15 protein-coding genes are annotated in these 16,257 nt (G+C 60.6%); 8 read left to right on the plus strand and 7 right to left on the minus strand.

The window, feature by feature from the left end:
* Positions 1 to 219: 219 nt before the first annotated feature.
* Entirely contained in the window at positions 220 to 1,989 is a 1,770-nt protein-coding gene (locus tag A6U86_RS09745) for a glucan ABC transporter ATP-binding protein/ permease (protein ID WP_068389807.1), read from the minus strand.
* 367 nt (positions 1,990 to 2,356) lie between these two features.
* Here A6U86_RS09745 and A6U86_RS09750 point away from each other — a divergent pair, with 367 nt between their 5' ends.
* The 4 genes from A6U86_RS09750 to A6U86_RS09765 all read left to right on the plus strand — a co-directional run bounded on the left by A6U86_RS09750 (position 2,357) and on the right by A6U86_RS09765 (position 8,111).
* Positions 2,357 to 3,097, plus strand: a complete 741-nt coding sequence (locus A6U86_RS09750) for a LuxR family transcriptional regulator (RefSeq protein ID WP_068390107.1) — start codon at positions 2,357 to 2,359, stop codon at positions 3,095 to 3,097.
* Positions 3,098 to 3,212: 115 nt separating this feature from the next.
* On the plus strand, positions 3,213 to 6,674 hold the full coding sequence (pyc, locus tag A6U86_RS09755; RefSeq protein ID WP_068390110.1) for a pyruvate carboxylase: 3,462 nt from the start codon (positions 3,213 to 3,215) through the stop codon (positions 6,672 to 6,674).
* 75 nt (positions 6,675 to 6,749) lie between these two features.
* On the plus strand, positions 6,750 to 7,571 hold the full coding sequence (locus tag A6U86_RS09760) for an MBL fold metallo-hydrolase (protein ID WP_068389810.1): 822 nt from the start codon (positions 6,750 to 6,752) through the stop codon (positions 7,569 to 7,571).
* A gap of 81 nt (positions 7,572 to 7,652) precedes the next feature.
* Entirely contained in the window at positions 7,653 to 8,111 is a 459-nt protein-coding gene (locus A6U86_RS09765) for a GNAT family N-acetyltransferase (protein WP_068389813.1), read from the plus strand.
* 7 nt (positions 8,112 to 8,118) lie between these two features.
* Here the strand turns inward: A6U86_RS09765 and A6U86_RS09770 are convergent, their stop codons facing one another.
* From A6U86_RS09770 to A6U86_RS09790, 5 genes are all read right to left on the minus strand, one after another.
* Entirely contained in the window at positions 8,119 to 9,360 is a 1,242-nt protein-coding gene (locus tag A6U86_RS09770) for a multidrug effflux MFS transporter (protein ID WP_068389816.1), read from the minus strand.
* Positions 9,361 to 9,623: 263 nt separating this feature from the next.
* Positions 9,624 to 10,385 carry an amino acid ABC transporter ATP-binding protein gene (locus A6U86_RS09775; RefSeq protein ID WP_068389819.1) on the minus strand — a complete coding sequence of 254 codons (762 nt, stop codon included), beginning with the start codon at positions 10,383 to 10,385 and terminating at the stop codon, positions 9,624 to 9,626.
* Complete coding sequence (locus tag A6U86_RS09780; protein WP_068389822.1) at positions 10,382 to 11,062, minus strand: amino acid ABC transporter permease; 681 nt, start codon at positions 11,060 to 11,062, stop codon at positions 10,382 to 10,384. Before A6U86_RS09780 ends, A6U86_RS09775 begins: the two co-directional genes overlap by 4 nt.
* Positions 11,063 to 11,148: 86 nt before the next feature.
* Entirely contained in the window at positions 11,149 to 11,922 is a 774-nt protein-coding gene (locus A6U86_RS09785; protein ID WP_068390113.1) for an amino acid ABC transporter substrate-binding protein, read from the minus strand.
* A gap of 230 nt (positions 11,923 to 12,152) precedes the next feature.
* Positions 12,153 to 13,046, minus strand: coding sequence for a LysR family transcriptional regulator (locus tag A6U86_RS09790; protein WP_068389825.1), 894 nt, complete (start codon positions 13,044 to 13,046; stop codon positions 12,153 to 12,155).
* 109 nt (positions 13,047 to 13,155) lie between these two features.
* Here A6U86_RS09790 and A6U86_RS09795 point away from each other — a divergent pair, with 109 nt between their 5' ends.
* From A6U86_RS09795 to A6U86_RS09810, 4 genes are read left to right on the plus strand one after another with little or no spacing between them, the layout of a single operon-like run.
* Complete coding sequence (locus A6U86_RS09795; RefSeq protein ID WP_068389828.1) at positions 13,156 to 13,554, plus strand: cupin domain-containing protein; 399 nt, start codon at positions 13,156 to 13,158, stop codon at positions 13,552 to 13,554.
* 2 nt (positions 13,555 to 13,556) lie between these two features.
* Complete coding sequence (locus A6U86_RS09800; protein ID WP_068389830.1) at positions 13,557 to 13,973, plus strand: DUF2255 family protein; 417 nt, start codon at positions 13,557 to 13,559, stop codon at positions 13,971 to 13,973.
* Positions 13,951 to 14,163, plus strand: a complete 213-nt coding sequence (locus A6U86_RS09805; RefSeq protein WP_244509860.1) for a tautomerase family protein — start codon at positions 13,951 to 13,953, stop codon at positions 14,161 to 14,163. Before A6U86_RS09800 ends, A6U86_RS09805 begins: the two co-directional genes overlap by 23 nt.
* A 35-nt stretch (positions 14,164 to 14,198) precedes the next feature.
* Positions 14,199 to 15,182 (plus strand): aldo/keto reductase, encoded by a 984-nt coding sequence (locus A6U86_RS09810; RefSeq protein ID WP_068389835.1) that lies wholly within the window; start codon positions 14,199 to 14,201, stop codon positions 15,180 to 15,182.
* 119 nt (positions 15,183 to 15,301) lie between these two features.
* On the opposite strand, the gene A6U86_RS09815 is transcribed toward A6U86_RS09810, so the two are convergent.
* Positions 15,302 to 16,174, minus strand: a complete 873-nt coding sequence (locus tag A6U86_RS09815; RefSeq protein WP_068389838.1) for a DMT family transporter — start codon at positions 16,172 to 16,174, stop codon at positions 15,302 to 15,304.
* Positions 16,175 to 16,257: the final 83 nt, after the last annotated feature.

The following is a 16,257-nucleotide window of genomic DNA, read 5'->3' on the forward strand; positions in this document are numbered from 1 at the left end:
CTGTTCCGTGTTTTTCGGCACTCGCGGAGAAAGGTTCTGACCTTGTGCGGTAAACCCCCTCTCCCCGCTCGCGGGGAGAGGGTTGGGGTGAGGGGCCAGGCACGAGGTTGCCGATCGCGCTGCGCTGGCCCGACAAACGTCATTCGGCCAGACGGTTCGACAGCAAAAAGCCGGGAGAGCGGCGCTCTCCCGGCTTTTATCTTGGGCCCCTTGCGAAGATCAGGCGGCTTCGTGTTCCGTCGTGTGTGCCTTGCGGACTTCCTCGTCCGTCAGGATACCACTGGCGCGCAGCAGGGCGGCGAAGCGGCCGTTGCTCTGGCTGAGCGCGCTGAAGCTGCCGTTCTCGATGACGCGACCGTTCTCGAGGAAGAGGACGATATCAGCTTCGCGTACCGTCGACAGGCGGTGGGCGATGATGAAGGTCGTGCGGTTCTGGCGAAGATTGTCGATCGCCGCCTTGACCCTGTTCTCCGTTTCAACGTCGAGCGCGCTTGTGGCTTCGTCGAGCACGAGGATCGGTGCGTCCTTCAGAATGGCGCGGGCAATCGCGATACGCTGGCGTTCACCACCGGACAGCTTGTTGCCACGCTCGCCGACACGGGTCTCGTAGCCGCTTTCGCGGGTTTCGATGAAGTCGTTGGCGGCGGCCGCCTGAGCAGCGCGGATCATCTCTTCCTGGGTCGCGCCTTCGCGGCCGAGGCGGATGTTGTCGCTGATCGAGCGGTTCAGCAGGCCGGCGTCCTGGAAGACGGTGGCGATGTAGCGGCGCAGCGAGCGGCGCGTCACCTTGGTGATGTCGTTGCCGTCGACGAGGATCTGGCCGGACTGCGGGTCGAAGACGCGCTGCAGCAGGTTGACGAGCGTCGTCTTGCCGGCGCCGGTCGGGCCGACGATGGCAACGGTCTGGCCAGCCTTCACCTTGAAGGAGATGTCGTGCAGACCCTGCGAGGTGCTGGCAAAGCCGAAGGATACGTTGCGGAATTCCACTTCGCCCTTCACGTCCTTGATTTCGGCCAGGCCAGCGGGTTCTTCGCGTTCGCGGACCGAATCTTCCAGCGTGTAGAAGTCCACCAGCTTGGCGCGGGCTTCGAAAATCTGGTTGGCGAAGTTACGCAGCTGCTCCAGACGGCCGATCAGCACGTTGGCGAAGGCGATGAAGGTGATCAGCGCACCGAGGCTGAGGCTGCCGTCCTGGACGAGCACGGTGCCGATCATCAGGATCGCCATCATGGCAACGGTCGAGGCGGTGCGGTTCAGCGCGCCGGCAAGTGCCCACCAGTCGAGGACCGGATACTGGGCGGCAAGCAGCCGCTCGGTGAAGGACTTCAGCGCCTTGGTTTCAGCTTCGATGCGGTTGTAGCTATGCAGAACCGACACGTTGCTGATCGAGTCGCTGACATGCGAGAAGACCGTGTTGTAGTGGCCTTCGACCGAGGTCTGGCCGTCCTTCGTCCGGCTCATGACGAGCTGGCCGATGGTCCAGTAGAAGATGCCGAGCAGGATGAGCACGGCCGATAGACGCAGGTCCATGGCCATGGCGGTCGGGATCATCACGACGAGCGCAACGGCCGTCGTCAGGTGATTGCGCATGAATTCGAGCCACAGGCCGAACAGTGCTTCGCAGGCACGCAGCAGCGTGTTCAGCGCGCTCGCCGTGCCACGCTGGCTGTGCCAGGACAGTGGCATGGAGATGATGCGGCCGAATGCTTCGGTCAGCAAGGATGCGCGGCGACCATGCGCGAGACGATCCGCCTCGCGGGATACCACGATGAAGGCCACGGCACTGAACACGGCAAAACCGGCCCACAGGATCATGGTCGGCGTCACTGCCTCTTTCTTGGCAATGGCGTCGAAGATGCGGCCGAATAGAACCGGTTCGTAGATCGTCGTCATCGCCAATGCGATGTTGGCGATCACGACCATCCAGACGCGATAGCGATACGCGCCAAGATACTTCAGGGCTCTTGCATAGACTTTGAACAGCGACACGTCTGGCACCCTCTTGCACAAGCAAAACTAGGAATGCTGCGACACTACAGATCGCTACCTGAACCGGCGATTAACGGAATCTGAAGCTGTTTTCTCAGGATAATTTTCGCGTCATGCGCGCGAGATCATATGGGGACGCTATCGGTCTTCGCTAAAATATGACAGTTTATGCACTCTCGTGGCGACGCGGTCCCATATCGCGCAAGATTCGCCATCCACGGTTGAATGACAAAAAAAATCGCCACAGGCGTTTAATTTTATGCCGGACTGGTTACGTTGCCGGCGGTGGGGTGCGTTTTGGATCTGAAGGACATGAATGGGGATGTCCGCGCGCCAGCAAATCAGGCTGAAAAGCCAAGGGGTAGATGTGAATATCCATTCTCTATTACAACTGCTTGTGGTCATCGAAGAATGCAAGCTTGCCAAGAATGTCGTGGGTGAACTCGAGCTGGTGCTTCGCTCCTACAAGTTCGATTTCTATGGGTTGCTGAAGCAGCCACGGCCGAATGTGGATATCACCAGCTTCATGCTGGCGGGCCGATGGCCTGAAAAATGGCCGCTGACCTACATGAACAAGAGGTACATGCTTGTCGATCCCGTGGCGCGCTATGCCACCCGTGCACAGCGCCCGTTTCGCTGGAGCGATGCCGTGGCCGCGCAGAAATTGGACCCGCTCTGGCGGCGGATGGAACAGATGATGGCGGATGCCCGCGCCAACGGGCTCGTCGACGGTTATATTTTCCCTATTCACGGGCGTACCGGCCTGCTTGGCACCATGACGATCGGCGGCGATGCGGTGGATTTGTCGCCGACGGAGCTGTCCTTGTTCGATGCGGTCGCCAAGAAGGCGTTTTGGCGGCTTCTAGAGCTGCGCGACGAGGCGCAATCGCTGGAGGAGGCCGCCAAGGACGATCTGAAGCTGACCAAGCGCGAGCTGGAAGTGCTGAGCCACCTGGCCGATGGCATGACGTCGATCGAGATCAGCCGGCTCCTGACGATCTCCAATCACACCGTCGACTGGTACATGAACAGCATCCAGGACAAGCTGAAAGCGAAGAACCGTCAGCATATCGTAGCCATTGCTTTCAGAAACGGACTTATTCCGTAGCGGCAACTATTTTGATTTCCGACCCGCTGGGGAAATTGACACTTCTTGTGACAAGAAGTTAAGAATTTTCTTCGCGGGTGCAGCATTGCCCGTTTCGATGCATGAGGAGACTGCATTGCCCATTTCCAAGATCCTGGTTGCCAACCGTTCCGAAATCGCCATCCGCGTATTCCGTGCCGCCAACGAGCTTGGCATAAAAACGGTGGCCATCTGGGCCGAGGAAGACAAACTGGCACTGCACCGCTTCAAGGCGGACGAGAGCTATCAGGTGGGCCGCGGCCCGCATCTTGCTCGTGATCTCGGGCCGATCGAGAGCTATCTGTCGATCGACGAGATCATTCGCGTTGCCAAGCTCTCCGGTGCCGATGCCATCCATCCCGGTTACGGGCTGCTTTCCGAGAGCCCGGAATTCGTCGATGCCTGTGATGCCGCCGGCATCATCTTCATCGGCCCGCGCGCCGACACGATGCGCCAGCTCGGCAACAAGGTCGCCGCCCGCAATCTGGCGATCTCGGTCGGCGTGCCGGTGGTCCCGGCAACCGAGCCGCTGCCCGACGACATGGCGGAAGTCGCCAAGATGGCCGAAGAGATCGGCTATCCGGTGATGCTCAAGGCATCCTGGGGCGGCGGCGGTCGCGGCATGCGCGCCATCCGCTCCGAGGCCGATCTCGCCAAGGAAGTGACCGAGGCCAAGCGCGAGGCGATGGCTGCCTTCGGCAAGGATGAAGTCTACCTCGAAAAGCTGGTCGAGCGTGCCCGCCACGTCGAAAGCCAGGTCCTTGGTGATACGCATGGCAATGTCGTGCATCTGTTCGAGCGTGACTGTTCCGTTCAGCGCCGCAACCAGAAGGTCGTGGAGCGCGCGCCGGCACCCTATCTCACCGATGCGCAGCGCCAGGAACTGGCCGCCTATTCGCTGAAGATCGCCGGTGCGACCAATTATGTCGGCGCCGGCACCGTCGAATATCTGATGGATGCCGATACCGGCAAATTCTACTTCATCGAAGTCAATCCGCGCATCCAGGTCGAGCATACGGTGACCGAAGTCGTCACCGGCATCGATATCGTCAAGGCGCAGATCCACATCCTCGACGGTTTTGCCATCGGCACGCCGGAATCGGGTGTTCCCAAGCAGGCGGATATTCGCCTCAACGGCCACGCCCTGCAGTGCCGCGTGACGACCGAGGATCCCGAGCACAATTTCATTCCGGATTATGGCCGCATCACCGCCTATCGTTCGGCCGCCGGCTTCGGCATCCGTCTCGACGGCGGCACGGCCTATTCCGGCGCCATCATCACCCGCTTCTACGATCCGCTGCTGGTCAAGGTGACGGCCTGGGCGTCGACGCCGGACGAGACGATCGCCCGTATGGACCGCGCTCTGCGCGAATTCCGCATCCGCGGCGTGGCGACGAACCTGACCTTCCTCGAAGCGATCATCACCCACCCGAAATTCCGCGACAACAGCTATACGACGCGGTTCATCGATACGACGCCGGAGCTGTTCCAGCAGGTCAAGCGCCAGGATCGCGCCACCAAGCTTTTGACCTATCTCGCCGATGTCACCGTCAACGGTCATCCCGAAACGCGCGGCCGTCCGACACCTTCGCCGAAGGCGTCCGAACCAGTCCTGCCCTATATCGACGCGAAGGTCCCAGACGGCACCAAGCAGTTGCTCGACAAGCTCGGCCCGCAGAAATTCGCCGAATGGATGCGCAATGAAAAGCGCATATTGATGACCGACACGACGATGCGCGACGGCCATCAGTCGCTGCTCGCCACGCGCATGCGCACCTATGATATTGCCAGCGTAGCGGGCACCTATGCGCGTGCCCTGCCGCAGCTGCTGTCGCTGGAATGCTGGGGGGGCGCCACTTTCGACGTTTCCATGCGGTTCCTCACCGAAGATCCGTGGGAGCGCCTGTCGCTCATCCGCGAAGCGGCGCCGAACCTGCTGCTGCAAATGCTGCTGCGCGGCGCCAACGGCGTCGGTTACACCAACTATCCCGACAACGTCGTCAAATACTTCGTTCGTCAGGCGGCCAAGGGCGGTGTCGATCTGTTCCGCGTCTTCGATTGCCTGAACTGGGTCGAAAACATGCGCGTGTCGATGGATGCCGTTGCCGAGGAGAACAAGCTCTGCGAGGCGGCGATCTGCTATACGGGCGACATCCTGAGCTCCGCCCGCCCGAAATACGATCTGAAGTACTATACCGATCTGGCCGTGGAGCTGGAAAAGGCCGGTGCTCACATCATCGCGCTGAAGGACATGGCCGGCCTGCTGAAGCCGGCTGCGGCCAAGGTGCTGTTCAAGGCGCTGCGCGAGGCGACCGGCCTGCCGATCCACTTTCACACGCATGATACATCTGGCATTGCGGCTGCGACGGTGCTCGCCGCTGTCGATGCCGGCGTCGACGCCGTCGATGCAGCCATGGATGCGCTGTCGGGCAATACCTCGCAGCCCTGCCTGGGCTCCATTGTCGAGGCGTTGAAGGGCACGGAACGCGATCCGGGCCTCGATCCCGAATGGATCCGCCGCATCTCCTTCTATTGGGAGGCCGTGCGCCATCAGTATGCTGCCTTCGAAAGCGATCTCAAGGGACCGGCTTCGGAAGTCTACCTGCATGAAATGCCCGGTGGACAGTTCACCAACCTCAAGGAACAGGCACGTTCGCTCGGCCTCGAGACCCGCTGGCACGAGGTGGCGCAGGCCTATGCCGACGCCAACCAGATGTTCGGCGATATCGTCAAGGTAACGCCGTCTTCCAAGGTCGTCGGCGACATGGCGCTGATGATGGTGAGCCAGGACTTGACGGTGTCCGACGTCGTCAGCCCGGATCGCGAGGTTTCCTTCCCGGAATCGGTCGTGTCCATGCTGAAGGGCGATCTCGGCCAGCCTCCGGCCGGATGGCCGGATGCCCTGCAGAAGAAGGCGCTGAAGGGCGACAAGCCCTATACGGTGCGCCCGGGTTCGTTGCTTGCCGAGGCCGATCTCGATGCCGAGCGCAAAGCGATCGAGACCAAGCTGGAGCGCAAGGTCGATGATTTCGAATTCGCCTCCTACCTGATGTATCCGAAGGTCTTCACCGACTATGCGCTGGCCGCAGATACCTATGGCCCGGTCTCGGTGCTGCCGACGCCCGCCTATTTCTATGGCTTGAAGGAAGGCGGCGAGCTGTTTGCCGAAATCGAGAAAGGCAAGACGCTTGTCGTCGTCAACCAGGCGATGACGGCGACCGACGACAAGGGCATGGTGACCGTATTCTTCGAGCTCAACGGCCAGCCACGCCGCATCAAGGTGCCGGATCGCGCCCATGGCGCTTCCGGCAGCGCGGTGCGCCGCAAGGCTGAGACGGGCAATGCAGCCCATGTCGGCGCGCCGATGCCGGGTGTCATCTCCACGGTCTTCGTTTCGTCGGGACAGGCTATCAAGGCCGGCGATGTTCTCGTCTCGATTGAGGCGATGAAGATGGAGACGGCGCTGCATGCGGAGAAGGACGGCACGATCTCCGAGGTGCTGGTGCGCGCCGGCGACCAGATCGACGCCAAGGATCTGCTTGTCGTCTACGGCGCCTGAGCGTCCATAGAGATACGAAAAAGGCCGGCTCCGATCCGGCCCTTTTTGTGCAGCTTTTCGGACAGAGGCGCAGTCATGACTGATCGTTCCCTGCATATAGGGCAATACGACGTTACACTTCTGCTCGACGGCCTCTTCGAGGCGCCGGCGGATGTGTTGGTCCACGCGGATGGCGATGTTGCCCGGCGGCACGCGATTGAAACCTGGGGCAAGCCGACGCTTCAGGTGGATGTGAACTGCTTCCTTCTGCGCGGGCCTGCCGGGGTTCTTCTGATCGATGCCGGAACGGGCACGTCCTGGGGCCCCAAATACGGCCATGCACGATCGGCATTGCATGATGCGGGTATTTCGCCGGATGAAATCCAGGGCGTTCTGCTCACCCATATCCATGGCGATCATGCACTCGGCCTGTTCGATGGCGACGAGCCGTATTTCCCGCATGCAGAGGTGTTCGTACCGGAGCGTGATATCGCCTTTTTCACCGATCAGGTTGAACGTGAGGCGTTGCCGGAGGCGAGACGCGGTGGCTTCAAGATTGCCGAGCAGCTGCAGCGCGTCTACGGGTCGCGCATAAAGCGGATCGGGCCAGGCGAGGTGCTTGCCGGCATAGAGGCGCATTCGCTGCCGGGGCACACGCCCGGCCACACAGGCTATCTGCTTCGCGGCCGCGACAATTCCTTGCTGATCTGGGGGGATACCCTGCATGTCGGAGACCTGCAGCCCGGTGACCCGAAAATCGGCCTCGCCTATGATCTCGATCCCGGGCAAGCTGCCCGCACCCGTCAAGTGGCTCTGGAAGATGCGGCCCGCGAAGGCTGGATCGTCGCCGGCGGCCATATCACCGGCTTTGGGCGCGTGGAGCGGGGCGCGACGGGTTACAAGATCCTGCCGGCCTGACATTTCCAGCTGCGGAGATGATGGGAAACCTTGCCGCAAAAGTCGCGCAAACGAGTTGGCCGAGTGAAGGGGGATGGAGGAGTGACGGAAGCGATTTCCTTGCGGGCGGCAACTGATGCCGATGTCGATGCCATTCGCGCGCTGACGCGTGAAGCCTACGGCAAATGGGTGCCGCTCATCGGTCGTGAGCCGCTGCCGATGACGGCAAACTATGCCGAAGCCGTGCGCAAGCATCGCATCGATCTGGTGGAGGCCGATGGAGAGCTTGTGGCCCTGATCGAGATGGCGCCGGGCGCCGATCATCTGTTGATCGAGAACATCGCCGTATCGCCCCGCCATCAGGGAAAGGGCATAGGCAAAAAGCTGCTTGCCCATGCCGAGCAGGTGGCTGCTTCGCTCGGCCTGAAGGTACTCCGGCTCTATACCAACAAGCGCTTTGCCGAAAACGTGCAGCTCTATCTGAGACACGGCTATGCGATCGATCGCGAAGAACCCCTCAAGGACGGTTTTCTTGTCCATATGAGCAAGCGTGTCGGTTAGCTGCCCTTCAGCAGGCCCGTTTCTCGATCATGGCAGCCCAGAATGCCGCAAGCAGCGCGAGGAAGGCCGACATCAGCATCAGGGTGAACAGGGTATGGATTGTCGGCGACCGCTCGAGGAATAGTCCGGCAATGGAGCCGATCAGTGCGCCGCCTGATATTCGCATGGCGGCGGCGAGCCCCGCGGCCGTCCCGACCATATCCGCTCTTACCGACATCGCGCCGCTATTGGCCGCCGGCATGGTGAGGCCGTTGCCGATGCCGATGAAGACGCAGGGGCCGAAGAGCGCCCAAACATGCGTCATGCCGGACAGCGACAGGGCAAGGCCAGATATCAAGCCGATACAGGTTAGAAAACGCGCCATGACGAGGATCATGCCGAGAGGGATACGTGCCCCGTAGCGGCCGGCCAGATAGCTGCCGAGTATGAAGCCGGCGGGAACCAGGCCCATATAGAAGCCGAGCATTGCGCTTGAGCCGCCAAGCGTATCGCCGATCGTGAGCGGCGCCCCACCGAGGAAGATATAGAGCACGCCCATCGAGCATGCCATGCAGAGCGCATAGGCCCAGAATCGTGCCGAGCGCAGCAGCAGGCCGTAAGAGGCAAGATAGTTTCTCCGCGCATCCGGCGTGGGCGCTCTCGATCCCTTCAGTTCGCGTAGGGACAGAAGAAAGGCCGCGATGCCCAGGATCGCGAGGGTGACGAAGCTTGCTTGCCAGCCGAAAATCTCGTCCAGCGAGCCGCCAAACAGGGGGCCGACCATGGGCGCCAGCGCCCATCCCATGGCGAGATAGCCGAATATGCTGGCGGCCTCCCGATCGTTTGAAGTTTCCTTGATGATGACGAGCGCGACGGAGTAGCAGGGGCCGATGCACGCTTGCATCATGCGGCATAGCAGGAAGATGCCGATGTCAGGGGCGAGAACGCAGCCGATCGAGGCGACGATGAAGACCGAGAGCGCCGTCAGGACGACCGGCCGGCGGCCGAAGCGGTCCGATATCGCGCCGCCGATCGCCTCCAGGAATGCAGTGACGATGGAAAAGCCGGCAACCGATAGGTTCACGAGGGCGAAATCGGCATGGAATGCCGCAGCGATCTTCGGCAGCGAAGGCAGGATCATGTTGACCGGCAACACGGCAAGCGCCGAAAGCAGGATGAGGGTCGTCAGCCGCGGCGGCGCCCTTTCAGTTTCCGGGTTTTCGATGGTTTGCTTTGCTGAACTTTCGATGCGGCTCTGGTTGCGCGTCATGGCCTTGTCCGTCTTGGAAGTGGGGGAGGTCGAGGAAGATCTGACGAGGTGCTGCCCGGATTTCAGGCAATAAAAAAGGCCCCGTCAGGAGCCTGCTTACCGCGCATGGGAGCTTTCGCCGGATGGTTACACCATCCTGCCCATGCGCCTTCCTACCACTACCATGACCGATGCCGTGTTCATGGCATAAGAGCTAACCAGAAAGCCGCATGCCGTCAATGCGCCTCTTCAGGCGTAATGGGCACTTTGCGATGCCCTGCCGCTCATATGTCGTAGCTATGACCGGCATTGAGCGTGGAGATGAACTGTTTGGTGCGCTCCTGCGCCGGGGCGCCGAAGATGCTGCGGGAGGAGCCGGTCTCGACGATGTTGCCCGCTTCGAGAAAGACCACATTATTGGCGATCTTCGAGGCAAGCCGCAGGTCGTGCGTCGCCATCACCATGGTCGTGCCCTCATTGGCAAGCTTGCCAAGCACATCGACCACTTCCGCCGCCAGTTCCGGATCGAGCGCCGAGGTCGGTTCGTCGCAGAGGAGCACGCGCGGCGACGGGGCAAGCGCGCGGGCGATCGCCACGCGTTGCTGCTGGCCACCCGAAAGAGTCGAGGGCCAGGCGTCGATCTTGTGCGCCATGCCAACCTTGGTCAGAAGCTCGACGGCGCGGGCGCGGGCTTTGTCTTGCGGCCAGCGCAACACCGTCGTCAGGCCTTCCATGACATTGCCGATGGCGGTCTGATGAGGAAAGAGCTGGAAATTCTGGAAGACCATGCCGGTCTGGCGGCGGATCTTCTGGATGTCCTGCCAGGTAGGCTTCTTGCCGGGCTGGAAGGTGGCCGTCTCGTCGCCGATGCGGATGGTGCCGGCCGTAGGGATTTCGAGGAGGTTAATGCAGCGCAGAAGCGTGCTCTTGCCGCCGCCCGAGGGTCCGACAAGCGCCGTCACCGTGCCTTCGGGAATGACGAGGCTGATATCCTTGAGGATGACGTTGTCGCCGAAGCGTTTTTCGATATGCGACAGCTCGATCATGCCTGTGCCTCCAGCGTGCCGCCGGAGCGGGCGAAACGGCGTTCGAGGTAACCCTGCAGCGTCGAGAGGAAGGTGCTGAGCACGAGATAGATGATGGCCGCCTCGATATAGAGGATCAGCGGCTCATAGGTGGTCGCGACGATGCGTTGCGCGGCCTGGAACAGCTCCGGCACGGTGATGGCGGCGGCAAGCGAGGTGTCCTTGACCAGCGAGATGAAGGTGTTGGACAGCGGCGGCACGGCAACGCGCGCTGCCTGCGGCAGGATGGTGCGGCTCATCGCCTGGCGCCAGTTCATGCCGATGGAATAGGCCGCTTCCCACTGGCCCTTGGGCACCGAGGAGATGACGGCACGGATGATTTCCGACGAGTAGGCGCCGACATTCAGCGTGAAGCCGATGACGGCGGCCGGAAAGGCATCGAGCAGGATGCCGAGGCTCGGCAGGCCGTAGAAGATGACGAAGAGCTGCACCAGAAGCGGCGTGCCGCGGATCACCCAGACATAGAAACGTGCGACGGCGACGAGCGGCCGCGGCCCAAACAGCCTGACGACGGCGGTGACGAGGCCGAGCAAGAGGCCGAGAACGAAGGTGATCAGGGTGAGCGGGATGGTGAAGACGAGCCCTGCCCAAAGCAGCGTGCCCAAAGACTCCCACATCAATTGCAACCAATGCTCCACGCAGAAGCGCCCTTTCCATAAGAGAATGCGTCCGGAGATGTCCCCGGACGCATCTTTTTCACAATTTCACGGCTCTGCCTATTCCCTTACTTCGAAACGTCCTGTCCGAAGTATTTCTTGGAGATCTTTTCATAGGTGCCGTCGGCCTTGATATCGGCCAGCGCCTTGTTGATGGCGGCCTGCAGTTCCGGCTCGCCCTTGCGGATGATGGCGCCGGAATAATCGGCATTGGCCTGCTGGGCGACGATCTTCACCGGCGCGTCGGGCTTGTGCTTCTTGAAGTCGAGGAAGGAGAGGCTGTCGTTGATCGTGGCATCGGCGCGGCCGGTCAGAACGAGCTGGATCGACTGGTCAAAGCCATCGGTGCCGACGAGTTCGGCGCCGGACTGGGTGGCGAGCTTGCCGAAGTTGCTGGTCAGCGACTGTGCGGCCTTCTTGCCCTTCAGATCGGGGAAATCCTTGATGTCGGTGTTGCTGTCCTTGACGATCAGCACGGCCTTGGAAGCGATGTAGGGATCGGAGAAATCATACTTCTGCTTGCGGGCATCGGTGATGCCGACTTCGTTGATGACGGTGTCGTAGCGGTTGGCATCGAGGCCGGCGATCAGGCCGTCCCACTTGCCTTCCAGGAACTGCGCCTTGACGCCGAGCTTGGAAGCGATGGCTTCGGCGATCTCGATATCGAAGCCGGTGAGCTTGCCGCTCTCGTCATGAAAGGTGAATGGCGCATAGGTGCCTTCCGTGCCGACCTTCAGCACACCGGCGGCCTGGATCGCCTTGAGGTTGTCGCCGGCATGGGCGGGCACGAGGAGCGCTGCCTGTACGAGGGCGGCAGCGGCAACAGTCTTCAACCAGTTCATCGTTTTCTTCCGTTTCTGGAGAGCGGTTTCAATCAATGTGGCATACATCGCAGAAAAATTGCATCGCGGAAGCGTAGAAAACTGCAAGATAAAAGGGCAATTGCGAATATTTTTCTCAAAGGGATGGGGGTGGTGATTTCTGGGCGAGGCAAGGCAACGTTTTTAGGCGTTTGCTTTGACATACTCGCGCATTGCCGGTGCCTTCGGTCAGAGCCTGCCTCCCTCGCTCTTCAAGGGCGAAACTTCAACGTCTCCACCAACAGCGTGAAGGCGGGTGAGGGATGCCGCCTTGAAGGATAGTAGAGGTGATATCCGGTAAACGGCTGAGACCATTCATCCAGAACCTGGATAAGGCGGCCGTCGTCCAGATATTCCCTGACGACGTCTTCATGGACATAGGCAAGGCCGTAACCGTCTAGCGCAGCATTTATCAATTGCGGCACGCCATTGAACGCCACTTGTCCATCAACCCTCACACGCAGCTCGTGCCCGTCACGTTCAAATTCCCACGCATAAAATCCGCCATAGCTTGGAAGCCGAATGTTGATGCAGGGGTAAGCTGTTAGCTCCTGCGGCATGGTCGGGATGGGCATATGGTCGAAGCATGACGGGGCGGCCACGACAATCATCCGAGCCATCGGTCCGATGCGGATGGCGATCATGTCTTTTTCGACCTGATCGCCAAGCCTAACTCCTGCGTCAAAGCGCTCCGCGACGATATCCGTCAGTGCAGATTCCGCGTTGAGCTCGACCTTGATATCCGGATAATCGACCAGAAACTTGGATAGCTTAGGCCACAGAAGCGTATCGATGGCGTGCTGCCCGGCCGTAATCCTGAAATTGCCGGCCGGCTTCTCCCTGAACTCGCTCAACGCCGATAGTTGGGCTTCGATGTTGCCGAATGCCGGGCTGAGCGTCGAGAGCAATTGTTCGCCTGCAATCGTTGGCGCAAGACTGCGGGTTGTTCGTGTCAACAGGCGAACGCCCAGCCGCTCTTCGAGCCTGCGAATGATGAGGCTGAGCGAGGATTGCGATGTGCCGAGACGAGCGGCGGCCTTGGTGAAGCTTTTTTCCTCTGCAACCGCGAGGAATGCCATGAGGTCTCCAAGGTCTTCGCGTCGCATTTATTGATCTCCGATATAAGTCCAATCTCATATTAGCGCCTAATCGAAACAAATGGCAGGGTTTATGTTCTCCGGGAGGCGACACTTCTCGTCGTGACAGGAGAGTTTCATGGACATCAAGCGTATCGGGTCGCAGTCCTCAGCGAGGGGGCCGGCCGACTGGTTCACCGGTTCGGTTCGCATTGACATGCTGGCATCGGCGCCGCTGCCGGCAAGAGTATCGGCTGCCAGTGTGACGTTCGAGCCGGGTGCCCGAACGGCGTGGCACACACATCCGCTCGGGCAAACGCTGGTGGTCCTGTCGGGATCCGGGCTCGTCCAACGAGAAGGTGGCGACATACAGGAAATCCGGGCCGGGGACGTCGTCTGGTTCTCACCCGGGGAGAAGCACTGGCATGGGGCATCTCCGACGATGGCCATGACCCATATAGCCATTCAGGAGTCTCTGGACGGTCGTGCCGTGGACTGGATGGAGCATGTTACGGACCGGCAATATGCGGAGCGCTAGACATGGCATGGTCAGAGGACGAACTGAAACGCATTGCAGCATCTGACGACCTTCACATCTCCCCATTTCGAGAGGATGGTGTGACCTATGGCACGCCGACATGGATCTGGTCGGTTGCTGTCGACGGCGCGCTGTTCGTACGCGCCTATAACGGCCAAGCCTCGCGTTGGTATCAAGCCGCATTGAAGCAGAAAGCCGGTCGGATCACTGCGGCAGGGATGACAGCCAGCGTCAACTTCGAAACCGTTGCCGATGGCGCGATCAGCGACCGCATCGATGATGCCTACCGGGCGAAATACACCGGGAACCGTTACCTCGGGTCGATGATCAGCTCGCGGGCGCGGGCCGCGACCATACGCATTGAAGGGAGCAATCATGCCGCATCTCATCGTCAAAATGGTTACAGGCAGGAGCCGTGAACAGAAGGACGCTCTGGCCGTTGAACTTACCCGAGCAGTGAACTCAGTGCTTGGATGTGGTGAGGATGCCGTATCCGTCGCGATCGAAGACTTCGTTGCCACGAGCTGGGTGGAGAGGGTCTATGTGCCCGACATCCAGGATCGCGCCGAACTGATCTACAAGAAGCCTGGCTACGACCCGTTTGCATAGCGGCTGGTGGCCCTTCGACAGCAGGAGAAGGAAAAATGCAAAAGCGCAAACTCGGACAAGGACTTGAAGTCTCGGCACTGTCGCTTGGTGCCATGGGCTATGGAAAGGCGCGGGAACTTCCGGATAGAGCCGAAATGATCTCGCTCATCCGCACTGCCGTGGAACGCGGCATGGATTTCTTCGACACCGCGGAGGTCTATGGTCCCTTCACGAACGAAGAGATGGTCGGGGAAGCGCTGGAACCGCTCCGCGCGCAGGTGAAGATCGCAACAAAATTCGGGTGGGATGTCGATCCGGCCACAGGCGTCAATCATGGTGGGGTGAACAGCAAGCCGGATCATATCCGCCGCGCCGTCGAAGGAAGTCTCAGGCGCCTGCGGACAGATCACATCGATCTCCTCTATCAGCATCGTGTCGATCCGGAGGTGCCTATGGAAGATGTCGCGGGCGTCGTCAGGGATTTGATTGCCGAAGGAAAGGTCCGTTGGTTCGGCCTCTCGGAGGCCGGTGCTGGCTCTATTCGACGCGCTCACGCGGTGCAGCCTGTCGCGGCGCTGCAGAGCGAGTATTCCCTATGGACCCGTGAGCCCGAAGCGGAGATCATCCCCCTGCTTCAGGAGCTCGGCATAGGTTTTGTCCCGTTCAGCCCGTTGGGCAAAGGTTTCCTGACGGGTAAGATTGGCACCACGACGGAACTGGATAGGTCGGACATGCGCAACAGCATCCCGCGCTTCGCTCCGGAAGCTCGTGAAGCCAATCAAACGCTTATCAATCTGATCAGCGGGATCGGCGCGAGGCGCGGTGCCACACCTGCTCAGGTGGCGCTTGCATGGTTGCTGGCACAGAAGAGCTGGATTGTTCCGCTATTTGGCACGCGCACGCTCGAGCGGTTCGATGAAAATATAGGATCGCTGGCGGTTGAATTGTCTGCGGAGGACCTCCGAGAAATCGAAACGGCAGACATTCGGATCAAAGGTGCTCGCTATTCCGATGAACACATGCGACGCGTCGGGCTTTGACGGATGAAATAGCCGATGTCGGCCGCTGGAGCGCTTGATAGTGTCCAACCGCGGCTGGTAGCGACATCGCCAACACTTACCGAAACGCTGGCGAGTTCAGCAACCGTCCGCGTTTGACCTCAAGCCGCGGCCGTACGCCTTTTCATCCGCTCGCTCACGATGATGATCAACCCGGCGCTCAGGATCAAGATAGCACCGATGAAGGTGTTGGCGCCGGGGATGTCGCCCCAGATGAGGTAGCCGAGCAGGAAGGCCCAGACCAGCGAGGTGTATTCGAACGGCGCCAGCACCGAAACGGGTGCCTGGCGCATGCCCTCGAATAGCGCCAGTTGGCCGGCGCCGGCGATGATGCCGGTTGCGGCGAGCAGGACGACCTGGAAAAGCGTCGGCGTCTGCCAGTGGGCAATCGCCATGCCGGCGGTCAGGATGATAAACATGATGTTGGAGACGGCCATCTGGATGTGGCTCTTCTCATGCAGCGCCGTCTTGCGCAGCAGCACCATGCCGGTTGCCCAGAGAACGGCGGCCTGCAGCGCCAGATAGACCGGCCAGGAGATCGACAGCCCCACCGGATTGGAGGCGATCACCACGCCGCAGAAGCCGACACCGACCGCCATCCAGCGTGTGAAGGTGACCTTTTCGCGTAGCACGATGGTCGCCAAAATGGTGCCGACGATCGGCGCAGCATAGTAAAGCGTCGTCACCTCTGCGAGCTGCAGATAGGAGGCGGCCGAATAATAGGAAATCCAGGCGACCAGGATGATAATGCTGCGCACGATCATCGGCTTGATGATCGGCGAGCGCACCACCTTCTGAACCAGCGACGGCCCTTCGAAGACGAAGCAGCCGGCAAGAATGGTGCAGCTTCGGATGAACAGCACCTGCCAGACGGGGATGGAGGCGACGAGCAGCTTCACCGCCGAATCATGGGCAGTGAACAGCATGTAGGCAAACACCGTAAGCAGGATGCCATAGCTGATGGGGTTTTTCACGGAAGCACCAAAGGGATGGCCGGCAACAAGATTGTCGACTCGGGCCGACTGAAGAATCTTTCAGGCCTCAACGGATAGGAGCC

Origin of the sequence: Rhizobium sp. AC27/96 (assembly GCF_001692325.1) — a bacterium.
GTDB lineage: Bacteria > Pseudomonadota > Alphaproteobacteria > Rhizobiales > Rhizobiaceae > Rhizobium.

Excerpts from the sequence above, each read along its gene's own strand:
- A6U86_RS09760 (WP_068389810.1), top strand. The coding sequence starts at position 6,750 with ATGACTGATCGTTCCCTGCATATAGGGCAATACGACGTTACACTTCTG.
- A6U86_RS09770 (WP_068389816.1), bottom strand. The coding sequence starts at position 9,360 with ATGACGCGCAACCAGAGCCGCATCGAAAGTTCAGCAAAGCAAACCATC.
- A6U86_RS09775 (WP_068389819.1), bottom strand. The coding sequence starts at position 10,385 with ATGATCGAGCTGTCGCATATCGAAAAACGCTTCGGCGACAACGTCATC.
- A6U86_RS09785 (WP_068390113.1), bottom strand. The coding sequence starts at position 11,922 with ATGAACTGGTTGAAGACTGTTGCCGCTGCCGCCCTCGTACAGGCAGCG.
- A6U86_RS09790 (WP_068389825.1), bottom strand. The coding sequence starts at position 13,046 with ATGCGACGCGAAGACCTTGGAGACCTCATGGCATTCCTCGCGGTTGCA.
- A6U86_RS09795 (WP_068389828.1), top strand. The coding sequence starts at position 13,156 with ATGGACATCAAGCGTATCGGGTCGCAGTCCTCAGCGAGGGGGCCGGCC.
- A6U86_RS09800 (WP_068389830.1), top strand. The coding sequence starts at position 13,557 with ATGGCATGGTCAGAGGACGAACTGAAACGCATTGCAGCATCTGACGAC.
- A6U86_RS09805 (WP_244509860.1), top strand. The coding sequence starts at position 13,951 with ATGGTTACAGGCAGGAGCCGTGAACAGAAGGACGCTCTGGCCGTTGAA.
- A6U86_RS09810 (WP_068389835.1), top strand. The coding sequence starts at position 14,199 with ATGCAAAAGCGCAAACTCGGACAAGGACTTGAAGTCTCGGCACTGTCG.